18 protein-coding genes are annotated in these 21,095 nt (G+C 71.2%); 11 read left to right on the top strand and 7 right to left on the bottom strand.

From position 1 onward, the window contains the following. Positions 1-4: 4 nt before the first annotated feature. Both ACZ4SF_RS11480 and ACZ4SF_RS11475 read right to left on the bottom strand, forming a co-directional pair. Complete coding sequence (locus ACZ4SF_RS11480) at positions 5-1,690, bottom strand: carbohydrate binding domain-containing protein (RefSeq protein WP_468381548.1); 1,686 nt, start codon at positions 1,688-1,690, stop codon at positions 5-7. A 195-nt stretch (positions 1,691-1,885) separates the two neighbouring features. Next, complete coding sequence (locus ACZ4SF_RS11475) at positions 1,886-3,007, bottom strand: ATP-grasp domain-containing protein (RefSeq protein ID WP_468381545.1); 1,122 nt, start codon at positions 3,005-3,007, stop codon at positions 1,886-1,888. Between the two features lie 313 nt (positions 3,008-3,320). On the opposite strand from ACZ4SF_RS11475, the gene ACZ4SF_RS11470 reads away from it, so the two are divergent. Together ACZ4SF_RS11470 and ACZ4SF_RS11465 are read left to right on the top strand one after the other, a co-directional pair. Beyond that, the gene (locus ACZ4SF_RS11470) at positions 3,321-4,226 is read left to right on the top strand and encodes a metallophosphoesterase family protein (RefSeq protein ID WP_468381542.1); all 906 of its coding nucleotides are present in this window, start codon (positions 3,321-3,323) and stop codon (positions 4,224-4,226) included. Next, complete coding sequence (locus ACZ4SF_RS11465) at positions 4,174-4,869, top strand: 4'-phosphopantetheinyl transferase family protein (RefSeq protein ID WP_468381540.1); 696 nt, start codon at positions 4,174-4,176, stop codon at positions 4,867-4,869. Before ACZ4SF_RS11470 ends, ACZ4SF_RS11465 begins: the two co-directional genes overlap by 53 nt. A gap of 115 nt (positions 4,870-4,984) precedes the next feature. On the opposite strand, the gene ACZ4SF_RS11460 is transcribed toward ACZ4SF_RS11465, so the two are convergent. The 3 genes from ACZ4SF_RS11460 to ACZ4SF_RS11450 form a co-directional block, all read right to left on the bottom strand. Continuing rightward, positions 4,985-5,212: a hypothetical protein gene (locus ACZ4SF_RS11460; protein ID WP_468381537.1), complete on the bottom strand. Its 228-nt coding sequence runs from the start codon at positions 5,210-5,212 to the stop codon at positions 4,985-4,987. Positions 5,213-5,468: 256 nt separating this feature from the next. Further along, positions 5,469-6,026, bottom strand: a complete 558-nt coding sequence (locus tag ACZ4SF_RS11455; RefSeq protein WP_468381535.1) for a toxin-antitoxin system, toxin component — start codon at positions 6,024-6,026, stop codon at positions 5,469-5,471. Positions 6,027-6,040: 14 nt separating this feature from the next. Beyond that, entirely contained in the window at positions 6,041-6,697 is a 657-nt protein-coding gene (locus ACZ4SF_RS11450; protein ID WP_468381532.1) for a helix-turn-helix domain-containing protein, read from the bottom strand. Positions 6,698-6,938: 241 nt separating this feature from the next. Here ACZ4SF_RS11450 and ACZ4SF_RS11445 point away from each other — a divergent pair, with 241 nt between their 5' ends. The 9 genes from ACZ4SF_RS11445 to ACZ4SF_RS11405 all read left to right on the top strand — a co-directional run bounded on the left by ACZ4SF_RS11445 (position 6,939) and on the right by ACZ4SF_RS11405 (position 19,114). Continuing rightward, complete coding sequence (locus ACZ4SF_RS11445; protein WP_468381529.1) at positions 6,939-7,610, top strand: MmyB family transcriptional regulator; 672 nt, start codon at positions 6,939-6,941, stop codon at positions 7,608-7,610. Between the two features lie 157 nt (positions 7,611-7,767). After that, positions 7,768-8,766 (top strand): LacI family DNA-binding transcriptional regulator, encoded by a 999-nt coding sequence (locus ACZ4SF_RS11440; RefSeq protein ID WP_468381526.1) that lies wholly within the window; start codon positions 7,768-7,770, stop codon positions 8,764-8,766. Positions 8,767-8,894: 128 nt separating this feature from the next. Further along, the gene (locus ACZ4SF_RS11435) at positions 8,895-10,247 is read left to right on the top strand and encodes an ABC transporter substrate-binding protein (RefSeq protein WP_468381523.1); all 1,353 of its coding nucleotides are present in this window, start codon (positions 8,895-8,897) and stop codon (positions 10,245-10,247) included. A gap of 5 nt (positions 10,248-10,252) precedes the next feature. Further along, the gene (locus tag ACZ4SF_RS11430; protein WP_468381521.1) at positions 10,253-11,206 is read left to right on the top strand and encodes a carbohydrate ABC transporter permease; all 954 of its coding nucleotides are present in this window, start codon (positions 10,253-10,255) and stop codon (positions 11,204-11,206) included. Further along, positions 11,203-12,081, top strand: coding sequence for a carbohydrate ABC transporter permease (locus ACZ4SF_RS11425; protein WP_468381518.1), 879 nt, complete (start codon positions 11,203-11,205; stop codon positions 12,079-12,081). Before ACZ4SF_RS11430 ends, ACZ4SF_RS11425 begins: the two co-directional genes overlap by 4 nt. A gap of 32 nt (positions 12,082-12,113) precedes the next feature. Continuing rightward, positions 12,114-13,721: a glycoside hydrolase family 13 protein gene (locus ACZ4SF_RS11420; RefSeq protein ID WP_468381514.1), complete on the top strand. Its 1,608-nt coding sequence runs from the start codon at positions 12,114-12,116 to the stop codon at positions 13,719-13,721. A gap of 57 nt (positions 13,722-13,778) precedes the next feature. Further along, positions 13,779-15,956 (top strand): galactose-binding domain-containing protein, encoded by a 2,178-nt coding sequence (locus ACZ4SF_RS11415; protein ID WP_468381512.1) that lies wholly within the window; start codon positions 13,779-13,781, stop codon positions 15,954-15,956. A gap of 194 nt (positions 15,957-16,150) precedes the next feature. Then, positions 16,151-18,199: a phosphocholine-specific phospholipase C gene (locus ACZ4SF_RS11410; RefSeq protein WP_468381509.1), complete on the top strand. Its 2,049-nt coding sequence runs from the start codon at positions 16,151-16,153 to the stop codon at positions 18,197-18,199. 66 nt (positions 18,200-18,265) lie between these two features. Next, complete coding sequence (locus tag ACZ4SF_RS11405) at positions 18,266-19,114, top strand: LURP-one-related family protein (RefSeq protein ID WP_468381506.1); 849 nt, start codon at positions 18,266-18,268, stop codon at positions 19,112-19,114. Between the two features lie 75 nt (positions 19,115-19,189). Here ACZ4SF_RS11405 and ACZ4SF_RS11400 read toward each other — a convergent pair whose 3' ends face one another. Next, positions 19,190-20,170: a hypothetical protein gene (locus ACZ4SF_RS11400; protein WP_468381504.1), complete on the bottom strand. Its 981-nt coding sequence runs from the start codon at positions 20,168-20,170 to the stop codon at positions 19,190-19,192. Continuing rightward, positions 20,167-20,967, bottom strand: a complete 801-nt coding sequence (locus ACZ4SF_RS11395) for a phosphatase PAP2 family protein (RefSeq protein ID WP_468381501.1) — start codon at positions 20,965-20,967, stop codon at positions 20,167-20,169. Before ACZ4SF_RS11395 ends, ACZ4SF_RS11400 begins: the two co-directional genes overlap by 4 nt. Positions 20,968-21,095: the final 128 nt, after the last annotated feature.

Genomic DNA, 21,095 nt, shown 5'->3' with positions numbered 1-21,095 from the left:
ATCGTCAGCCGGTGAACCCGGCCGTGATCGAGGTGAACTGCCAGTTGGTCTGGCTGATGCCGGAGCAGTTCTCGGCGACACCGCCGCCCGGGCAGGGCCGGTCGCGGTTGACCGACCAGAAGGCGAGCCGCGCGATGCGGTGGGAGTTCGCCCAGTCGCGGATCTGCGTCCAGATCGCCGCAGTGGTCGTCTCCCGCTGGTCGGACAGGCCGTTCATGCCGGAGATGCCGATGTGCGCGTAGGCGGTCGCGTCGTCCCAGCCGAAGGTGGACTTGAGCTTGTTCTTCAGTCCCTCCGCCGCGTTCACGGTGTTGCCGTACATGTCCGAGCCGCCGCCGAAGTCGAACGGCATGATGGTGAACACGTCGATGTTCGCGCCGAGCGACTGGGCCTGCTCGATCAGCCGGTTGCCGTAGTACGTCGGGCCGGTGGTGGACGTGCCGAAGGTGACGATGGTCTTCAGGCCGGGGTTGGCGGCCTTGACCGTCTTCAGTGCGGTCAGGATCCTCGCCTGCACGGCCTCGTTCTCGAACTCGTCGGTGTTCTCGATGTCCATGTCGACGGCCTTCAGACCGTAGGCGTCGATCACCTTCTGGATGGCCCCGGCGAGGGCGCTCGCGGAGGAGCAGTTGGCCCCGAGCTTGCTGCCCTGCCAGCCGCCGAACGACGGGACGATGTCACCGCCCGCGGACCGGATCTGGTTGATCGCCGTCTGGTCCACACCGCCGGTCAGCGCCCGGCTGCCGTCCCACGCCGGCGTGCAGCCACCGGAGTCCAGCACGAACGCCATCGTGAACCACTTGACGCCCGTGGCGCTCATCACCGCCGTCGGGCTCGGCGGATCGCCCCAGCCCTCGTACAGGTAGGGCGCCGCCTGCTTGAAGCCGGTGCCGCCGCCACCGCCCGCGTCGGTCGTCACCGTCACCGCGTCGGAGGCGGGCGAGGTGTTCCCGGCCGCGTCCCGCGCCTTCACGGTGAAGGTGTACGACGTGCTGGGCGACAGCCCGCTGACGGTGGCCGACGTGCCGGACACGCTCAGGAGCTGGTCGGCGCCGCTGTAGATGTCGTACGCCGTCACGCCGACGTCGTCCGTGGCGGCGTTCCACTTCAGCGACACGCTCGACGAGGTCTTGCCGGTGGAGGTGAGCCCGCTCGGCTTGGCCGGCGCCTGGGTGTCACCGCCGCCTCCACCGCCGGGACCGTCGAGGCCGATGTCGTCGGCGTAGTAGGTGCCCTGCGCGTACCAGCCGTGCACATAGACGGTGGCACTGGTCTGCGCGGCACCCGTGGTGAAGGAGACACTGAGCCGGCTGTACGCCGACGGGGACGAGGTCCAGGTGGAGGCGCCGCCGTTCACGCCGAGGTACACGTAGCTGCCGCGGACCCAGCCGCTCAGCGTGTACGTCGTGTTCGGCTGGACCGCGACGGTCTGGCTGCACTGGGCGTTGTCGCTCGAAGTCACCGCGCCCTGAAGGGCCTTGGAGCCGCTGTGCGCGGGGGAGGAGACGACCGAGCCGAGGTTGCCGGTGCAGCTCCAGGGGGAGAGGTTGCCGGACTCGAAGCCGGGGTTGGTGAGGATGCCGGCGGCCTGGGCCGTACCGGGGAGGCTGACGGTCCCGCCCAGCGCGAGGGCCGCGGAGCCGAGGAGAGCGAGGAGCCGGCGTCTGGGACGCCCGAGTGTGTGACGCACGCGTTCTCCCTGTGGGGATGGGGATGTCGGGGAGTGCGGGGAGGTGCGGAACAGGTGCGCCAACGAATTTGGTATGGACCAATCCGACTGTCAAGGAGAAGAGCGGGATTGGTCCATACCGGTGAACCGAGGCGCCCCCGAAGGGGCGCGGGGAAAGCGGGACGAGCCACCGGGACCCTTCGGCCGGCCGGTGACCTAGAGCGGCAGGACCGGGGCCGCCGAAGCCGGCTGCGCGGGGGACGGCACGGCCGGCAGCAGAACCTCCGGCGACTGCGCCCGCTGCCGCGGAAGTGTCACGGGCACGAGCGGCCGCGGCCCGGACACCACGGTGTAGTCCTGCCCGAGGAACGGCGGTTCGATGATCCCCGGGTCCTCGCCCAGCGCCAACCGCACCGCGGCCCAGGGCGCGTTCACCCCGCAGAGCGACAGCTGGTGCAAGCCCCCGGCGGGCCGCGTGTTGACATCCAGCAGCACCGGGCGGTCACCGAACATCCGGAACTGGATGTTGGACAGGTGGTGCAGCCCGAAGCCCTCCGCGATCAGCCGGGCCGGCTGCAGCCAGCGCTCGTCCAGGGTGAAGCCCCGTCGGCGGCCGTTCTTGGTGCGGCCCACCGCCATCCGCACCCGGTTGTCCGGGCCGGTGAGGCAGTCGACGGACACCTCGGGCTGCTCCAGGCGCGGCATCACCAGCCAGTCCACCGGCTTCTCCGCCCGCCGCAGCGCGTCGACCACCGGGTCCAGCTGCACATACGCACTGGGAAAGCCTTCAAGGTTCGCCAGCGAGAGGGGGGAGCGCGTGATCATCCGGAAGCCGACCCCGCCCGCACCGGAGGCCGGCTTGAAGCACGCCCGGTGCCCGCCCGCCTCCAACTGCTCCACGGCGGCGACGAGTTCGTCCGCCGTCCGGACCCGCCACCACGGCGGAACCGGCACGCCCACCGAGCGCACCGCCTCGTACGCGATCGCCTTGTCCTCGAACACGGCCACCGCCTCGGGCGTCGGCGCCAGCAGCGCCGTGCCGGCCGCGGCGAACTCGGCCCGGTGCGCCACGATCGCGGCCTGGTGCAGCCGGGGCACGAACACGTCGATCCCGCGCCGGACGCACTGGTCGAGCGCGTACTCGACGTATCCGGCCGGGGACAGGCCCTCCGGCTCCGGTTCGGCGGTGTCGGCGGCGGCCAGCACGGGGGAGTCGGGGTCGCCGTGGGTGGCGTGGATCTCGACCGCGCGGTCGCTGGGATTTCTGCGCAGCTGATCCATGAAGAACACGTTCTCCGCGTACGTGCGGTTGAGCCAGACGCGCACGCGAGAGAGCATGCAGGCCGCCTTTCAGGGTGTGCGGGCAGGGCGGAGCGGCCCGTGCCCGGGCAGGAGGGAGGAAGGGTCACCAAACGGCCCTGGTGAAAGGGGAGTCGGGGCGCCGGTGTCGGGGCGATCATACGGCTTTCAAGGGTCCCTCGGGCAACGCGCGTGTTACGGATTCCGGGCGCTGCGACCGACTGCCCGTGCGAGGGGCCGAAGGGTACGAGAAAGGGTACGAGAACAGGACACGCGGGGACGGAAGCTCTTGTCCGTCGCCCCGGAAATGTGTTCTTGTGGTGCCATCGGGTGATCGGAAGGGGTGCGCAGGGTGGAGTCGACGGCCGGGGCCGGACAGCTGCTGGCCATCAGCGACCTGCACATCAGCTATCCGGAGAACCGCGCCCTGGTCGAGGACATGCGCCCGGGCGGCGAGGACGACTGGCTGATCGTGGCCGGCGATGTCGCGGAGACCGTGGCCGACGTCCGCTGGGCCCTCGGCACGCTCGCGAGCCGCTTCCGGAAGGTGCTGTGGGCACCGGGCAACCACGAGCTGTGGACCCATCCGAACGACTCCGTCACGCTGCGCGGTGTCGCCCGCTACGAGCACCTGGTCGAGGTGTGCCGGGAGCTGGGCGTGGTCACCCCCGAGGACCCCTACCCGGTGTGGCGCGGTCCCGGCGGCCCGGCCGTGGTCGCCCCGCTGTTCCTGCTGTACGACTACTCGTACCTGCCGGCCGGCTGCACCACCAAGGCCGAGGGGCTGGCCTACGCGGAGAGCACGGGCATCGTCTGCAACGACGAGTACCTGCTGCACCCCGACCCCTATCCGAGCCGTGAGGCCTGGTGCCGGGCGCGGGTCGCCGAGACCGAGCGCAGGCTCGCCGAACTGCCCGAGGACCTCCCGACGGTCCTGGCCGGCCACTACCCCCTGGACCGGCACCCCACGGAGATCCTGTGGCACCCGGAGTTCGCCATGTGGTGCGGGACCAGTCTCACAGCCGACTGGCACCGCCGGTTCCGGATCGCCACCATGGTGTACGGGCATCTGCACATCCCGCGCACCACCTGGCACGACGGAGTCCGCTTCATGGAGGTCTCCGTGGGATACCCCCGCGAGTGGCGCAAGCGTCCGGAACCGCCGGGAAGGCTGCGCCGCATCTTGCCGATGGAGGTCGAAGCAGGTGATCGAGGCGCTGCTCCCGGCGTCGGTCGTGGCCGTGGAGGCACACGCTGACGACCCGCTGTGGGATGCCCCGCTCTTCCCGGCGGAGGAAGCGCTCGTCGTACGCGCGGTGGCCAAGCGCCGCCGCGAGTTCGCCGCCGTCCGCGGCTGCGCCCGGCGCGCCATGGAGAAGCTCGGCGTGCCGCCGCAGGCCGTCGTCAGCGGCGAGCGCGGTGCCCCGACCTGGCCGGACGGCATCATCGGCAGCATGACCCACTGCGACGGATACTGTGCCGCCGCTCTGGTCCGCGCCGGTGACCTCGTCTCCCTCGGCATAGACGCCGAACCGCACGGGCCGCTTCCGGAGGGCGTCGCACCCTCCGTCTTCCTGCCCGCCGAGGCCGCGCGGCTCGACCGGCTGGCCGGGCAGTGGCCCGCCGTGCACTGGGACCGGATCCTGTTCAGCGCCAAGGAGTCCGTCTACAAGGCGTGGTTCCCCCTCACCCGCAAGTGGCTGGACTTCTCCGAAGCCGACATCACTCTGCATCCGGCGTCCGACGGCCGGCCGTACGGCGCCCTGCACGCCCGTCTCCTCGTCCCGGGGCCCGTGTTCGGCGGCCACCAGCTCCAGGACTTCGAGGGCCGGTGGATCGTCGGCAGCGGAGTGGTGGCCACCTCTGTCGTCGTCCCGCACCGCACCACGGCGCGCCCCTGACGGCCCGTCGGGTTCCCCGTCCGGCCGTCGTGAGCCGGACCGGCCGTAGGGCCGGCAGGCGGCCGCCGCCGTCGTGGTGTCCCGGGAGTGACGGCGGCGGGGGCTCGTCCGGCGGTCAGGCGGGCGGGCACCAGTCGCGCAGCAGCCGGAAGAACTCGGCCTCGTTCCCCGCGAGTCCCGCCCGGGTCAGCGCCTGTTCCGCCTCGGCCAGCACCGCGGGCGGCACGACGGCCGGCCGGCCGCCGTCCGGTGGTCCGTCGAAGGCGGCGCGCACCGTGTGCAGCAGCCGCAGGTAGGCCTGTACGGCGGTGCGCTCACGATCGGTCAGTAGGGCGGTGGGCATCGGTCGGCTCTCCCCGAGTAGGCGTCACGGTCACGCGCGCTGCGGCGCACATGTCCAGCTTGCCGCCCACCACTGACAACGCCGTCCGGCTCCGTTCCGGTTCGCCCGCTCGGCCGAGGCGAAAGCGCGCCCGATCCCCTCGGCCGCCCCCTGACCGGTGGGGGAGGAGAGGCGCCCGACCGCTACGCAGGCGGGGTGCGGGTGGCGCCCGGTGCCCGGGCGGCGGACGGTCCCCGGCCCGGGGCCGGTGCTCCGTTCAGCCCTGCGGACCCGGGTAGCCCAAGGAGGCCTCGATGCGGCCGGCCACGCCGTCCCGCTGGGCCGGGCCGCGCAGCGCCGAACCGGCCAGCAAGGTGCGGCACTTGCTGGCGAGCAGCAGACCGAAGCTCTCGGCGTCCCGCTCCTCGGCCTGGTCGAAGCGGGTACGGGCCGCGACCCGCTGCACCGCCGCCTGCAGCGCCTCGGGGTCGGTGTCCTCGAAGAGCAGCCGGGTGGCGGCGCCGACGCCGTCCACGTGGTGTCCGCAGTGGTCGGCCTGCATGTGCCACAGCTCGTGGCCCAGGATGACCAACTGGTGCCCGGGGGCGGTGCGTTCCTCCACGACGACGACGTCCCGGTCGGTCAGGTCGAGCCACAGCCCGCTGGCCGTGCCGGGCGGGAAGACGGCCGTACGGAAGTGCACGGGGCGGCCCCGGCGGCGGCTCATGGCGTCGCACAGCGCGCGGTACAGCTCGTCCGGCTCCGCGGGCACGGGCACGGTCAGCCCGCCCACCAGTTCGTTGCACAGCCGGCGCATGTCCCTGCCGATGCCCACGGTCCTCCCCCGGCTCACGACTCGGGCCGCTTGACGCTCTCCAGGAGCATGTCCAGCCACTCGGCGACCTTGTCCCGGTGCTGGTCGGTGGGCAACTGGGCGGCCCGCCAGGCGATTCCGCGCACGCCGTGGTCCTGCAGCAGCCGCTCCAGCGGGTCCTCGGCGGCCGCGGCGGCGGCCCGCTCCCGGTCGGCGAGCTTCTGCAGCAGTTCCTGCTCGGTGCGCTGCAGCGCGCCCGCCAGCGCCTCGGGGTCCTCGGCGGTGAGGAATCCGGCGTGCACGCGGAAGAAGCGCTGCAGGGCGTCGCAGTGTTCCATGGTGGGGCGCCGGTCGCCGTTGATGAGGGCGCCGGCCTGCTGCCGGGACATGCCCGCGCCGTCTGCGATCTCCTGCTGCGTGTACTTGCGCCCGCCGGGTTTCAGCCGGGTCCGGCGCAGCAGGTCGAGGCGCTGCAGGAAGCGGGCCTGGACGTCCGGTTCCCCCGCGGGCCGGCCGCTGAGCAGGGCCTTGACCACCGGCTCCGGCACCCCGCAGGCGACCGAGAGCCGGCCGACGTCGAAGACCTCGGCATGCGGTACGCCGAGGCGGTCGGCGAGCGCGGTGACGCGGGCGACGACGGCCGGCAGCTGGGCGGTCGCCGAGGCGCCCGGATCCTCATAGCCATCCGTCACCGACAGAACTCCTACGTCTCTCAAGGGTTTCAGATGCGTCCGTGCTTGCCACGAGCGATCGCCGTGAACTTCCCGGAGAGTAGCGGGTGCCTCGAACTCACATCCAGGTGTCGCCACAACTGTGGCGAATTTCGGCCGTCAACCGGCATGAAATGCCACGATAGTTGACACGACTCTTGCCTGGGCAGCAGGATCGCAACGCCGCGTGAAAGGCCGCAGAGGCAAGAGGGGTGACCTCCCGATGGCACATCAGGCAGGAGGGCAGCGGCCGGCACCGCGGCCCGTCCCCGAGACCTGCGAGATCCAGGCGTACCTGCAGGACTACGCACTACTGCTGGACCATCTGTCCTGCCCGTCCCTGGTCGTCGACCGCCACTGGAACGTGGTCATGGCCAACAGCGCATTCGAGTCACTTTTCCGCGGTGTGCGCCCCCACCCGACCGCCATGCCCGGGGACAACTTCCTGCGGTTCGTGCTCTTCCATCCGGACGCGGGCCAGGTCCTCGGCGAGCACGAGGCGGGCTGGTGCCTGCCGATGCTGGCCCAACTCCGGTCGGCTCTGGAGACGTACGGGAACGACCACGAACTCCAGGCGCTGCGCCGGGAGATCACCCAGGACCCGATCATGGAGGCCGCCTACCGGCAGGGCCTGCCGCACTGGATCAGGGCCGTCGGCGAGTCCGCGGCCCGCCTCGACGGCGCCGTACGCCTCCTGCTCCACCCGGACCCGCGCCGCGGGCCCACCGAGTGCCGCATCATCGAGGAGGCGCCGCAGCCGCTGCGGGATCTGGGGCACCGGCGGCTGTCGCTGGTCCTGCGCGAGCCGCGCCGGCCCGCCGCACCCGGGCGCCGACCGCACCGCCGGCAGGGCGCGGCCACCCACCTGACGGTCGTACCGTCACCCGAGAGCTGACCCGGCACCGCCGGCGTTCAGGTCGCCGGCGGCGCCGGGTCGGCGGTTCCCGGGACTTCCGCCGAGCCGGCCACCCGCGTCCTCCCGTGCTGCCCCCGGAGAATTCCCCGTCATGTTTACGCAAGCCGCTTGCGTGACTTGCGTTAGACTTGCGTGCATGACGCGACGACTTGCGGAAGTGGCGAAGAAGGTCGGGGTCAGCGAGGCCACGGTCAGCCGGGTGCTCAACGGCAAGCCCGGAGTCTCCGAAGCCACCCGGCAGGCGGTGCTGACGGCGCTCGACGTCCTCGGCTACGAGCGCCCCACCCAGCTGCGCGGCGAACGCGCCCGGCTCGTCGGCCTGGTCCTGCCCGAGCTGCAGAACCCCATCTTCCCGGCGTTCGCCGAGGTCATCGGCGGTGCGCTGGCCCAGCTCGGACTGACCCCGGTGCTCTGCACCCAGACCAAGGGCGGGGTCTCGGAGGCGGACTACGTCGAACTGCTGCTGCAGCAGCAGGTCTCGGGCGTGGTCTTCGCCGGCGGCCTGTACGCCCAGGCCGACGCGCCGCACGACCACTACCGGCTGCTCGCCGACCGCAACATCCCGGTCGTCCTGGTCAACGCGGCCATCGAACACCTCGGCTTCCCGGCCGTGTCCTGCGACGACGCCGTGGCCGTCGAACAGGCCTGGCGCCATCTGGCCTCCCTCGGCCACGAACGCATCGGTCTGGTGCTCGGCCCCGGCGACCACGTGCCCTCGGCGCGCAAACTGGCCGCCGCCCGGGCGATCGCCGGTGACCTGCCGGACGAGTTCGTCGCCCGGGCCATCTTCTCCATCGAGGGCGGGCACGCCGCCGCCTCCCGGCTCATCGACCGTGGCGTCACCGGCATCATCTGCGCCTCCGACCCGCTGGCGCTCGGCGCCGTCCGGGCGGCCCGCCGCAAGGGGTACGACGTCCCGGGAAGGATCTCCGTCGTCGGCTACGACGACTCGGCGTTCATGAACTGCACCGAGCCCCCGCTGACCACCGTCCGCCAGCCGATCGAGGCCATGGGCCGCGCGGCCGTCGAGCTGCTGAACGCGCAGGTCGGGGGGAGCGCCGTACCGGGCGATGAACTGCTCTTCGAGCCCGAACTGGTGGTGCGCGGCTCCACCGCGCAAGCTCCGCGCGACTGAACTCCAGAAGAACCAGCGTGCTGTCAAATAATTACAGGTTCTGCGCGACATCTTGCGAGGGGTTGTCGGCGGTGCTTGAGTGTGCGACGCCCACCGCTCCTGCCATGAGTGCCATGAGGGGTCCACCGATGAGACACACCGGGTTCCGTCGTACCGTCCTCGCGATCGGCGTCTGTTCCACCCTCGCCCTCGCCGCCACCGCCTGCGGCTCCGGGGACGACGGGTCGGCCGGCGGGAGGACCCGCATCACCGTCAACTGCGAGCCGCCCAGGAGCGCCAAGGTCGACCGCGGCTTCTTCGAGGCCGACGTCGCCGCCTTCGAGGAGCAGAACCCGGACGTCGACGTCGTCGCGCACGACGCCTTCCCGTGCCAGGACCCGAAGACCTTCGACGCCAAGCTCGCCGGCGGCCGGATGGAGGACGTGTTCTACACGTACTTCACGGACGCCCGGCACGTCGTCGACGTCGGCCAGGCCGCCGACCTCACGCCGTACCTCGGAGAACTCAAGAGCTACGACAGCATCCAGCAGCAGCTGCGGGACATCTACACCGTGGACGGGAAGGTCTACGGCATCCCGCGCACCGGATACTCCATGGGTCTGATCTACAACCGTGCCCTCTTCCGGAAGGCCGGCCTGGACCCCGACGAGCCCCCGGCGACCTGGGAGGAGGTCCGCGCCGCCGCCAGGAAGATCGCCGCCCTGGGCGACGGCACGGTCGGATACGCCGACTACAGCGCGCAGAACCAGGGCGGCTGGCACTTCACCGCCGAGCTGTACTCGCAGGGCGGTGACGTCGTCAGCGCGGACGGCAAGAAGGCCACCATCGACACCCCCGAGGGCCACGCCGTCCTGCAGAACCTGCACGACATGCGGTGGACCGACGACTCGATGGGCAGCAAGCAGCTCCTCGTCATCAACGACGTGCAGCAGATGATGGGTTCGGGCAAGCTCGGCATGTACCTCTCCGCTCCTGACAACATCCCCATCCTGGTCAAGGAGAAGGGCGGCACCTACAAGGACCTCGCCCTCGCCCCCATGCCCGGCGGCAAGGGCACGCTCATCGGCGGCGACGGCTACATGTTCGGCAAGCACGACTCGCCCGCCCAGATCCGCGCCGGCCTGAAGTGGCTGGACCACATGTTCCTCACCCCGGGCAAGGGCTTCCTCGGCGACTACGCCCGCGCCAAGAAGAACGACGCCCCTGTCGGCCTGCCCGAGCCCCGGCTGTTCACCGGTGCCGCGGACGCCAGGGACCAGCAGGCCAAGAAGGCCAACGCCAACGTCCCGGTGGAGAACTACCAGGCCTTCCTCGACGGCAACCAGCAGCTCCGGATGAAGATAGAGCCGCCGGACGCCCAGCAGATCTACTCCGTCCTCGACGGCACCGTCTCCGCCGTCCTGACCAAGAAGGACGCCGACATCGACCAGCTCCTCGGGGAGGCGTCCGGCAAGATCGACAGCATCCTGGCCCGGAGCTGACCGCCATGACGAAGACGGCCGAGCGGCAGCCCCCGGCACAAGCCGCCGTCCACCCGGCACCGGCGCGGCCCGCGGCAGGGGACCGCAGACGGCGCCGCCTGATCGACCAGTCCCGGGCCTACGCCTTCCTCCTCGGCGGCCTGATCTGCTTCGCCCTGTTCTCCTGGTACCCGGCGGTCCGCGCGGTCGTGATCGCCTTCCAGGAGTACACCCCGGGCTCGTCGCCCGAGTGGGTGGGCACCGACAACTTCACCCGGGTCCTGCACGACCCCGAGTTCACCGCCGCCTGGCGCAACACCTTCACCTTCACCCTGCTGGCCCTGCTCATCGGCTTCGCGATCCCCTTCGTGCTCGCCCTGGTCCTCAACGAACTGCGGCACGCCAGGGCGTTCTTCCGAGTCGTGGTCTACCTGCCGGTGATGATCCCGCCGGTGGTCAGTGCCCTGCTGTGGAAGTGGTTCTACGACCCGGGAGCCGGCCTCGCCAACGAGACACTGCGCTTCCTGCACCTGCCCACGTCGAACTGGTCCAACGGCGCCGACACCGCGCTCGTCTCCCTGGTGATCGTGGCCACCTGGGCCAACATGGGCGGCACCGTCCTCATCTACCTGGCCGCCCTGCAGTCCATCCCCGGCGAGCTGTACGAGGCCGCCGAACTGGACGGCGCCACCCTGCTCCAGCGCATCCGGCACGTCACGGTCCCGCAGACCCGGTTCGTGATCCTGATGCTGATGCTCCTTCAGATCATCGCCACCATGCAGGTGTTCACCGAGCCGTTCGTCATCACCGGCGGCGGCCCGGAGAACGCGACCGTCACCGTCCTCTACCTCATCTACAAGTACGCCTTCCTCTACAACGACTTCGGCGGCGCCTGCGCCCTCAGCGTCATGCTGCTGCTCCTGCTCGGCGCATTCTCCGCGGTCTACCTGCGGCTCACCCGCTCCGAGGGGGACGCATGAGCAGCACCCGCACCCTGATCTCCCCGGCCACCCTGGCCCGCCCGCGCGGAAAGGCCGTCTACTGGACGGTGTTCACGGCCGTCGTCGTCCTCTTCGCACTCGCGTTCCTCTTCCCGGTCTACTGGATGGTGACCGGCGCGATGAAGTCCCCGGACGAGGTGGCCCGGACCCCGCCGACGCTGGTACCGGAGCACTGGCACCCCGGCGGCTACACCGCCGCCTGGGACCTGATGCAGCTCCCGCGGCACCTGCTGAACACAGTCGTCCAGGCGGCCGGCGCCTGGGCCTTCCAGCTCGTCTTCTGCACGGCCGCCGCCTACGCCCTGTCCAGGCTGCAGCCCGCCTTCGGCAAGGTGATCCTCGGGGGCGTCCTCGCCACCCTCATGGTCCCGGCGCAGGCCTTGGTCGTGCCGAAGTACCTGACGGTCGCCGACCTGCCCCTGATCCACACCAGCCTGCTCGACGACCCCCTCGCCATATGGCTCCCCGCGGTCGCCAACGCCTTCAACCTCTATCTGCTCAAACGGTTCTTCGACCAGTTGCCGCGCGATGTGCTGGAGGCCGCCGAGATCGACGGCGCCGGCAGGCTGCGGATCCTGTGGTCCGTCGTCCTGCCCATGTCCCGGCCGGTGCTCGGCGTGGTGTCGATCTTCGCACTGGTCGCCGTCTGGCAGGACTTCCTGTGGCCGCTGATGGTCTTCTCCGACACCGGCAAGCAGCCGATCAGCGTGGCCCTGGTCCAGCTGTCGCAGAACATCCAGCTCACCGTGCTCATCGCCGCGATGGTGATCGCCAGCATCCCGATGGTCGCGCTGTTCCTCGTCTTCCAGCGGCACATCATCGCCGGGATCAGTGCGGGCAGCACCAAGGGCTGACCAGCCGCCCCGCCCAGAGAAAGGCAAGCTCAGTGGGACAGCCCACCCATGCCCGGAAGAACCGTGACTGGTGGCGCTCCGCCGTCATCTACCAGGTGTACGTCCGCAGCTTCGCGGACGGCGACGGCGACGGCACCGGCGACCTCGCGGGCGTCCGCGCCCGGCTGCCGTACCTGGCCGAACTCGGCGTGGACGCACTGTGGTTCACCCCCTGGTACCGCTCCCCGCTGAAGGACGGCGGTTACGACGTCGCCGACTACCGGGCCATCGACCCGGCCTTCGGCACCCTCGCCGAGGCCGAGAAGCTGATCGCCGAGGCGGGGGAGCTGGGCATCCGGACGATCGTCGACATCGTGCCCAACCATGTCTCCGACCAGCACCCATGGTTCCGGGCGGCGCTCGCCGCCGGGCCGGGGAGCCCGGAGCGCGAGCTGTTCCACTTCCGGCCCGGCCGCGGCGCGCGGGGCGAACTCCCGCCGAACGACTGGCCGTCGCAGTTCGCCGGCTCCACCGAACCGGTGTGGACCCGGCTGCCCGACGGCGACTGGTACCTGCACCTGTTCACCCCCGAACAGCCCGACCTCAACTGGGCCCACCCGGCGGTCCGCCAGGAGCACGAGGACATCCTGCGCTTCTGGTTCGAGCGGGGTGCCGCCGGCGTCCGCATCGACTCGGCGGCCCTCCTCGCCAAGGACCCGGACCTCCCCGACCTCGCCGCGCACCCGGAGCCGCACCCCTTCGTGGACCGCGACGAGCTGCACGACATCTACCGCTCCTGGCGGCGTGTGGCGGACGAGTACGACGGTGTGTTCGTCGGAGAGGTCTGGCTCCCCGACCCCGAGCGCTTCGCCCGCTATCTGCGCCCCGACGAACTCCACACCGCCTTCAACTTCTCTTTCCTGTCCTGCCCCTGGGACGCCACCCGGCTGCGCACCTCGATCGACACCACCCTCGCCGAGCACGAGCCCGTCGGCGCCCCGGCCACCTGGGTGCTGTGCAACCACGACGTCACCCGCACGGTCACCCGCTACGGCCGCGAGGACACCGCCTTCGCCTTCGCCACCAAGGCCTTCGGCACGCCGGCCGATCCGGCGCTCGGCACCCGCAGGGCGCGGGCCGCCGCCCTGCTCTCCCTGGCCCTGCCCGGCGCGGTGTACCTCTACCAGGGGGAGGAACTGGGCCTGCCCGAGGCCGAGATCCCGGCCGACCGCATCCAGGACCCGATGTACCTCCGCTCCCGGGGGACCGACCCCGGCCGCGACGGCTGCCGGGTGCCGCTGCCATGGGCCGCCGGCCTGCCGTACGCGGGATTCGGTTCCCGGGAGGAGCCCTGGCTGCCGCAGCCGGCCGACTGGCCCTCGTACGCCGTCGACCGCCAGCGGCAGGACCCCCACTCCGTGCTCAACCTCTACCGAACGGCCCTCTCCCTCCGTCCGGAGTTCGGCGACGGCCCCCTGACCTGGCTGCCCGCCCCCGACGGCGTGCTCGCCTTCTCCCGCGCGGACGGAGTGCTGTGCGTCGTCAACCTCGCGCCCACGCCCTTCGAACTCCCCGCGCACTCCCGGCTCCTGCTCGGCAGCGGCCCCCTGGACGGCTCGGGCCGGCTGCCGCAGGACACGGCGGCCTGGCTGCGCGCCTGAGTTCCGCCCGTACGCACCTTGCTATCCCACGCACCCCCACCACGAAGGGATCAGCACATGCACCGCAGCACCGCCAGACATGTCAGGCGCATGCCCGCCATCGGGGCGGTCGTCGCCCTCGCCGCCGGCATGCTCGTCACCGTCGCCCCGGCCGCCCACGCGGCAGCGGGCGCCACGCTCCCGTTCACCTCGGTGGAGGCCGAGTCGGCGACCACCGGCGGCACGAGGATCGGACCCGACTACACCCAGGGCACCCTCGCCTCGGAAGCCTCCGGCCGCCAGGCCGTCCGGCTCTCCGCCGGACAGCGGGTGGAGTTCACCGCGCCGCGCACGGCCGACGCGCTGAACATCGCCTACAGCGTCCCGGACGGCCAGTCCGGCGCGCTGAACGTGTACGTCAACGGCACCAGGCTCGCCAAGACGCTCCCGGTGACCGCCAAGTACTCGTACATCGACACCGGCTGGATCCCCGGCGCGAAGACACACCACTTCTTCGACAACACCCGGCTGCTGCTCGGGCAGACCGTCCACGCCGGCGACAAGGTGGCCGTCGAGGCGGCGGGCGTCCAGGTCACCGTCGACGTCGCCGACCTCGAGCAGGTGGCCGCGGCCGCGGGCCGGCCCGCCGGCTCGGTGTCCGTCGTCTCCAAGGGCGCCGACCCCAGCGGCAACGGCGACTCCACCCAGGCGTTCCGGGACGCCATCGCCGCCGCCCGGGGAGGGACGGTCTGGATCCCGCCGGGTGACTACCGCATCACCTCCTCCCTGAGCGGCGTGCAGAACGTGACCCTGCAGGGCGCCGGCAGCTGGTACTCGGTCGTGCACACCTCCCGCTTCATCGACCAGTCCAGCTCCTCCGGGAACGTCCACATCAAGGACTTCGCGGTCATGGGCGAGGTCACCGAACGCGTCGACTCCAACCCCGACAACTTCGTCAACGGCTCCCTGGGCCCGGACTCGTCGGTCTCCGGCATGTGGCTGCAGCACCTGAAGGTCGGCCTGTGGCTCATGGGCAACAACGACAACCTGGTGGTGGAGAACAGCCGCATCCTCGACACCACCGCCGACGGCCTCAACCTCAACGGCTCCGCCAAGGGCGTCCGCGTCCGCAACAACTTCCTGCGCAACCAGGGCGACGACTCCCTCGCCATGTGGTCGCTCTACGCCCCGGACACCGACTCCAGCTTCGAGAACAACACCATCTCGCAGCCCAACCTCGCCAACGGCATCGCCGTCTACGGCGGCACCGACATCGCCGTGCGCAACAACCTGATCTCCGACACCAACGCCCTCGGCAGCGGCATCGCCATCTCCAACCAGAAGTTCCTCGACCCCTTCCACCCGCTCGCCGGCACCATCACGGTCGACGGCAACACGCTCGTCCGTGCGGGCGCGATGAACCCCAACTGGAACCACCCGATGGGCGCGCTGCGCGTCGACTCCTACGACAGCGCCGTCAACGCGAACGTCGACATCACCGACACCACCATCCTCGACAGCCCGTACAGCGCGTTCGAGTTCGTCTCGGGCGGCGGGCGCGGCTACGCGGTGAAGAACGTCGACGTGACCGGCGCGACCGTGCGGAACACCGGTACGGTCGTGGTCCAGGCCGAGGCGCAGGGCGCGGCCACCTTCAAGAACGTCACCGCGACCCAGGTCGGGGCGGCCGGCGTCTACAACTGCCCCTACCCGGCGAACTCCGGTTCGTTCGCGCTCACCGACGGCGGCGGCAACTCCGGCTGGTCCGGTACCTGGGCGGACTGTTCCACCTGGCCCCAGCCCGGACAGGGCAACCCCGACCCCGACCCGAACCGGAACCTCGCCAAGGGCCGCCCGGCCTCCGCGACCGGCTCCCAGGACGTCTACACGCCGGGCAAGGCGGCCGACGGTGACGCGAACTCGTACTGGGAGTCCGCCAACAACGCCTTCCCGCAGTCCTGGACCGTCGACCTCGGCTCCTCCTACTCCGTGCGCCGCCTGGTGCTGAAGCTGCCGCCGTCCTCGGCCTGGGGCGCCCGTACCCAGACCATCACGGTACTCGGCAGCACCGACGGCTCCGGTTACTCGACCGTCGTGGGCGCGCAGGGCTACCGCTTCGACCCGGCCACCGGCAACACCGCGACCGTGTCGCTGCCCAGCGGCACGAACCTGCGCCACCTGCGCCTGACCGTGAGCGCCAACACCGGCTGGCCGGCAGGTCAGTTCAGCGAGGTGGAGGCGTATCAGACGCCCTGACGTGCCTCCCGTGCGCTCCTGGCCCCCTCCCGGGGCCAGGAGCGCACCGCCGTACCCGCACCGCACGGACCGCCGAGTTTCACATCGGCGACACCAGACCCTTCCCTGACGTTTGCTGCTCTTGGAACACTCGCTCCGCGCAGATTCCGTCATGTGACGGCATCCCGTACGTCAGGACGAGAGGACCCTCACCCATGCCCGAGGTCAACCGGCGGCGCTTTCTCCAACTTGCCGGCGCCACCACGGCGTTCACGGCACTGTCCAGCAGTATCCAGCGCGCGGCGGCCCTGCCCGCCGTCTACCGCACAGGATCGGTGGACGACGTCGAGCACATCGTCGTCCTCATGCAGGAGAACCGTTCCTTCGATCACTACTTCGGCTCCCTCCGGGGCGTCCGCGGCTTCGGTGACCCTCGTGCGGTCACGCAGAACGGCCGGTCCGTCTGGAAGCAGTCCGACGGCACGAAGGACGTCCTGCCCTTCCACCCGGACGCCGACGACCTGGGTCTGGCCTTCCTCCAGGACCTCCCGCACGGCTGGAACGACACGCACACCGCCGTCAACAACGGCAAGTACGACAAGTGGGTGCCCGCCAAGGGCTCGACCACGATGGCGTACCTGACGCGTGACGACATCCCCTTCCACTACGCCCTCGCGGACGCCTTCACCGTCTGCGACGCCTACCACTGCTCGTTCATGGGTTCCACCGACCCCAACCGCTACTACATGTGGACGGGCTTCACCGGCAACGACGGCAAGGGCGGCGGTCCGGTCCTCGGCAACGACGAGAAGGGCTACGGCTGGACGACGTACCCCGAGCGCCTGGAGCAGGCCGGGGTCTCCTGGAAGATCTACCAGGACATCGGCGACGGCCTGGACGCGGCCGGCGGCTGGGGCTGGATCAACGACGCCTACCGCGGCAACTACGGCGACAACTCGCTCCTGTACTTCAACAAGTACCGCAACGCCAAGCCCGGCGACCCGCTGTACGACAAGGCCCGCACCGGCACGGACGCCCGCAAGGGCGAGGGCTACTTCGACCGGCTGAAGGCCGACGTCCAGGCGGACCGGCTGCCCCAGGTCTCCTGGATCGTCGCCCCCGAGGCCTTCACCGAGCACCCCAACTGGCCCGCGAACTACGGTGCCTGGTACGTCTCGCAGGTGCTGGACGCACTCACCTCGAACCCCGAGGTGTGGGGCAAGACCGCGCTGTTCATCACCTACGACGAGAACGACGGCTTCTTCGACCACCTCGTCCCGCCCTACCCGCCGGCCTCCGCCGCCCAGGGCAAGTCGACGGTCGCCCCGACGCTGGACCTGTTCAAGGGCGACAGCAGCCATGTCGCCGGTGCCTACGGGCTCGGCCAGCGGGTGCCGATGCTGGTCGTCTCGCCGTGGAGCAAGGGCGGTTACGTCTGCTCCGAGACCCTCGACCACACCTCGATCATCCGGTTCGTCGAGCGCCGCTTCGGTGTCCAGGAGCCCAACATCTCGCCGTGGCGGCGCGCCATATGCGGCGACCTGACCAGCGCCTTCGACTTCTCCCGCCAGGACATCGCGCCGGTGGCGCTGCCCTCCACGGCCGGCTACCTGCCCCCCGACCACGACCGTCACCCGGACTACGTGCCCAAGCCGCCCGCCACCCCCTCCCTGCCCAAGCAGGAGCCCGGCAGCCGCCCGACCCGCCCGCTGAAGTACGCCCCGGTGGTGGACGGTGCGGCGGACACCACGGCCGGCAAGTTCACGCTCACGTTCGCCTCGGGGGCGAACGCGGGCGCGGCCTTCCTCGTCACGTCCAACAGCCGCACCGACGGCCCCTGGACGTACACCACGGAGGCCGGCAAGACGCTCGCCGACACCTGGAACTCGGTCTACTCCGGCGGCAACTACGACCTGGCCGTGCACGGCCCCAACGGCTTCCTGCGCGTCTTCAAGGGCCGCAACAAGGTGGCCGGCCCCGAGGTCAGGGCCCGTCACGTCGGCGAGGACGTCGAACTCACCTTCACCAACAAGGGCTCCGGCACGGTGAGCCTGAAGGTGGCCGACGGCTACGGCGGCAGCCCCGTCACGGTGTCCGTCCGGCCGGGCGCGACCGTGAAGCAGACGGTCGCTCTGGCGGCGAGCAAGCGCTGGTACGACCTGACCGTCACCTGCGACGCCGACCCGGCTTTCCTGCGCGGCTTCGCCGGTCACGTCGAGAACGGGCTGCCCGGCGTCAGCGACCCGGCGATCGTGACGGGGTGAACGGGCGATGAAGACCGCTCCGTACGGGCTGGTCAGGTACCGGTCAGAGCAGGGTAGTGTGCCCCGGTGACCACGCAATCGAACACTCCTGCAGGCTGGTACCCGGATCCGCACGGGGCGGCCCAGACGCTCCGCTACTGGGACGGCACGCAGTGGACCGAGCACACCAACCCGGCCCAGCAGCCCGCCGGGCAGGCTCCGCCGCAGCAGGCCCCTGCCCAGCAGGCCTCCTTCCCCCAGCAGCAGACCGGCGACGCCAAGGTGCAGCGCCAGGTACAGAAGCAGGCCGGCGTCGCGGCCGGCGGCCCCGGCGGCGGCACCCTGTTCACCGAGCCCGTCCTGGTCGTGAACCAGAAGGCCAAGCTGATCGAGCTGACCAACGAGTACAAGGTCATGGATCAGAGCGGCCGTGAGATCGGCTCGGTCACCCAGGTCGGCCAGGGCGTGCTGCGCAAGATCCTGCGCTTCGTCTCCAGCCTCGACCAGTTCCTGACCCACAAGCTGGAGATCCGCGACGCCCACGGTCAGCCGCAGCTGCTGCTGACCCGGCCCGCGAAGATCTTCAAGTCCCGGGTGATCGTGAGCCGCCCCGACGGCTCGCAGATCGGCGAGATCGTCCAGAAGAACATGATCGGCAAGATCAACTTCGCGATGATGGCGAACGGCCAGCAGGTCGGCGCGATCAAGGCGGAGAACTGGCGGGCCTGGAACTTCGCGATCGTCGACCACGCGGACAACGAGGTCGCCCGGATCACCAAGACCTGGGAAGGCCTCGCCAAGACGCTGTTCACGACTGCGGACAACTACGTGCTGCAGATCCACTATCAGCTGCCCGAGCCGCTGCTGAGCCTCGTGGTGGCGACGGCACTGACGGTCGACACCGCCCTCAAGCAGGACGCGCGGGGCTGGGGCTGACCGGCCCGGGATCGTACGGCGACGGCGGCCGGTGCGCGTGGATCGCTCCCGTGCACCGGCCGCTTCCGTGTGTGCTCACAGGGCCGTGAGATGCCCCGGCTGGTCCTTCTGCCGCGGCACGAGCGCCGGTTCGGCCGTGGCCGTCGCGGGCTCCAGCGCCAGCACGGCCGCCACCGGGTGCTCGTCGTGCTGGTCGAGCTGGTCGTGCTCGCCGGACGGCGCGGCGCAGCCGGTTCCGGGGGTCGCCCGGGTGAGCAGCACCACCCCGCACGCGGCGAGTCCCGCGCCGGCCACGGCCAGCAGCACCCCGGCGGCACCGCCCTGCAGCCCCTGTCCGAGCAGGGTGAGACCTATCACCGCGGCTGCCACCGGGTTGGCGAGCGTGACCACGGCCAGCGGGGCGCCGAGGCCGCCGCGGTAGGCCGTCTGCGACAGCAGCAGCCCGCATACCGCGAACGCGGCGACCAGTACGGCGACCACGATCACCTCGGTGCTCAGCACCGGTCCCGAGCGGTCCGTGGCCGCCACGGTCACCGTCTGGGTGAGGGCGGAGGCGACACCGGACGCGAAGCCGGACGCGGTGGCGTGCCGCAGACCCGGCCGGGCGCCGGGCCGGGACAGCAGGCCGATCGCCGCGGCGGTCGTACCGGCGACCGCCAGGGCCTCCGTCAGGGACAGCACCCGGGCGGGCGCCGGCCCGGAGGCGGCGACCAGCAGCCCGGCGAGCCCGAGCAGGGTCAGCGCCGTACCGCGCCACTCCACCGCACTGACCAGCCGCCCGGCCGCCCGCGCCCCCAGCGGCACGGCAGCCACCAGGGTGAGCGCGCCCAGCGGCTGGACGACGGTCAGCGGGCCGTACTTCAGGGCGACGACGTGCAGCAGTGCGGCGGCGCCGTTCAGCCCGACCGCCGACCACCAGGCGCCGGTGCCCAGCAGCCGCACCAGACCGGTGCCGGCGCTGCGCGAGGCGAGGCGTTCCTGGGCGACGGCGGCCAGGGCGTAGGCCACGGCCGACACGAGGGACAGGGCGAGGGCGGCCAGGGCTGCGGCGCTCATCGGCCCGCTCCCGCCAGGACGGGCTCGGGTGCGGTGAGCCGGCCGGTGCCGTGCACGGCCGTGACGGCCGTGCGCCGCGGCGGATGGATGACGGCGAGGGCCAGGCCGAGCATGGCCGTGGCGACGATCGCGTCCAGCCAGTAGTGGTTCGCCGTGCCGACGATCACCAGCAGGGTGATCAGCGGGTGCAGCAGCCACAGCGGGCGCCACCGGGACCGGGTGGCCGCCATCAGGCCGATCGCCACCATCAGCGCCCAGCCGAAGTGCAGCGACGGCATCGCCGCGAACTGGTTGGACAGGTGGTCGCTGGACGGCGGGCCGTACACGGACGGGCCGTAGAGGCGGGCCGTGTCCACCAGGCCGGTGCCGGTGAGCATCCGCGGTGGGGCCAGCGGGAAGGTGAACGGCAGCACGAGGGCGGCCGTGGTGACGGCCGCGAGGACCCGCCGGGCCCAGACGTAGTGCGCGGGCCGCCGCAGATACAGCCAGACCAGGAAGGCGAGCGTGGCCGGGAAGTGGACGGTCGCGTAGTAGGTGTTCGCCAGGTGGACGAGGGGGTCGCCGTGCAGCAGTGCGGACTGCACGGCGTTCTCGTGGGGGAGATGCGCGACCCGCTCCAGGTGCCACACCCGGCGGGCGTTGTGCAACGCCTGCGCGGTATGGCCGGTCGCCAGCTGCCGGCCCAGCTTGTAGACCAGGAACAATCCGGCGACCAGCAGGAACTCACGTATCAGAGGCGGGCGTGCCGAAGTCTCCGGCTCCGCTTCCGCCTCCGCAGGCTCGGTTCGGGCATTCATCCCCCGGCCCCTTCGCTGACGGTGGTGCGTGTGGTGGTGCGTTTGGTGGTTCATGTGGTGGTGCGCGGTGGTGCGTGCGGGTCGCCGGTGCGGGCAACCCATCGATACGTTGTCGTACCGATACGCCA

This window comes from Streptomyces sp. NPDC027663, from assembly GCF_055566415.1.
The sequence above is the reverse complement of the archived record's forward strand: the minus strand, read 5'-3'. Positions and strand labels throughout refer to the sequence as shown.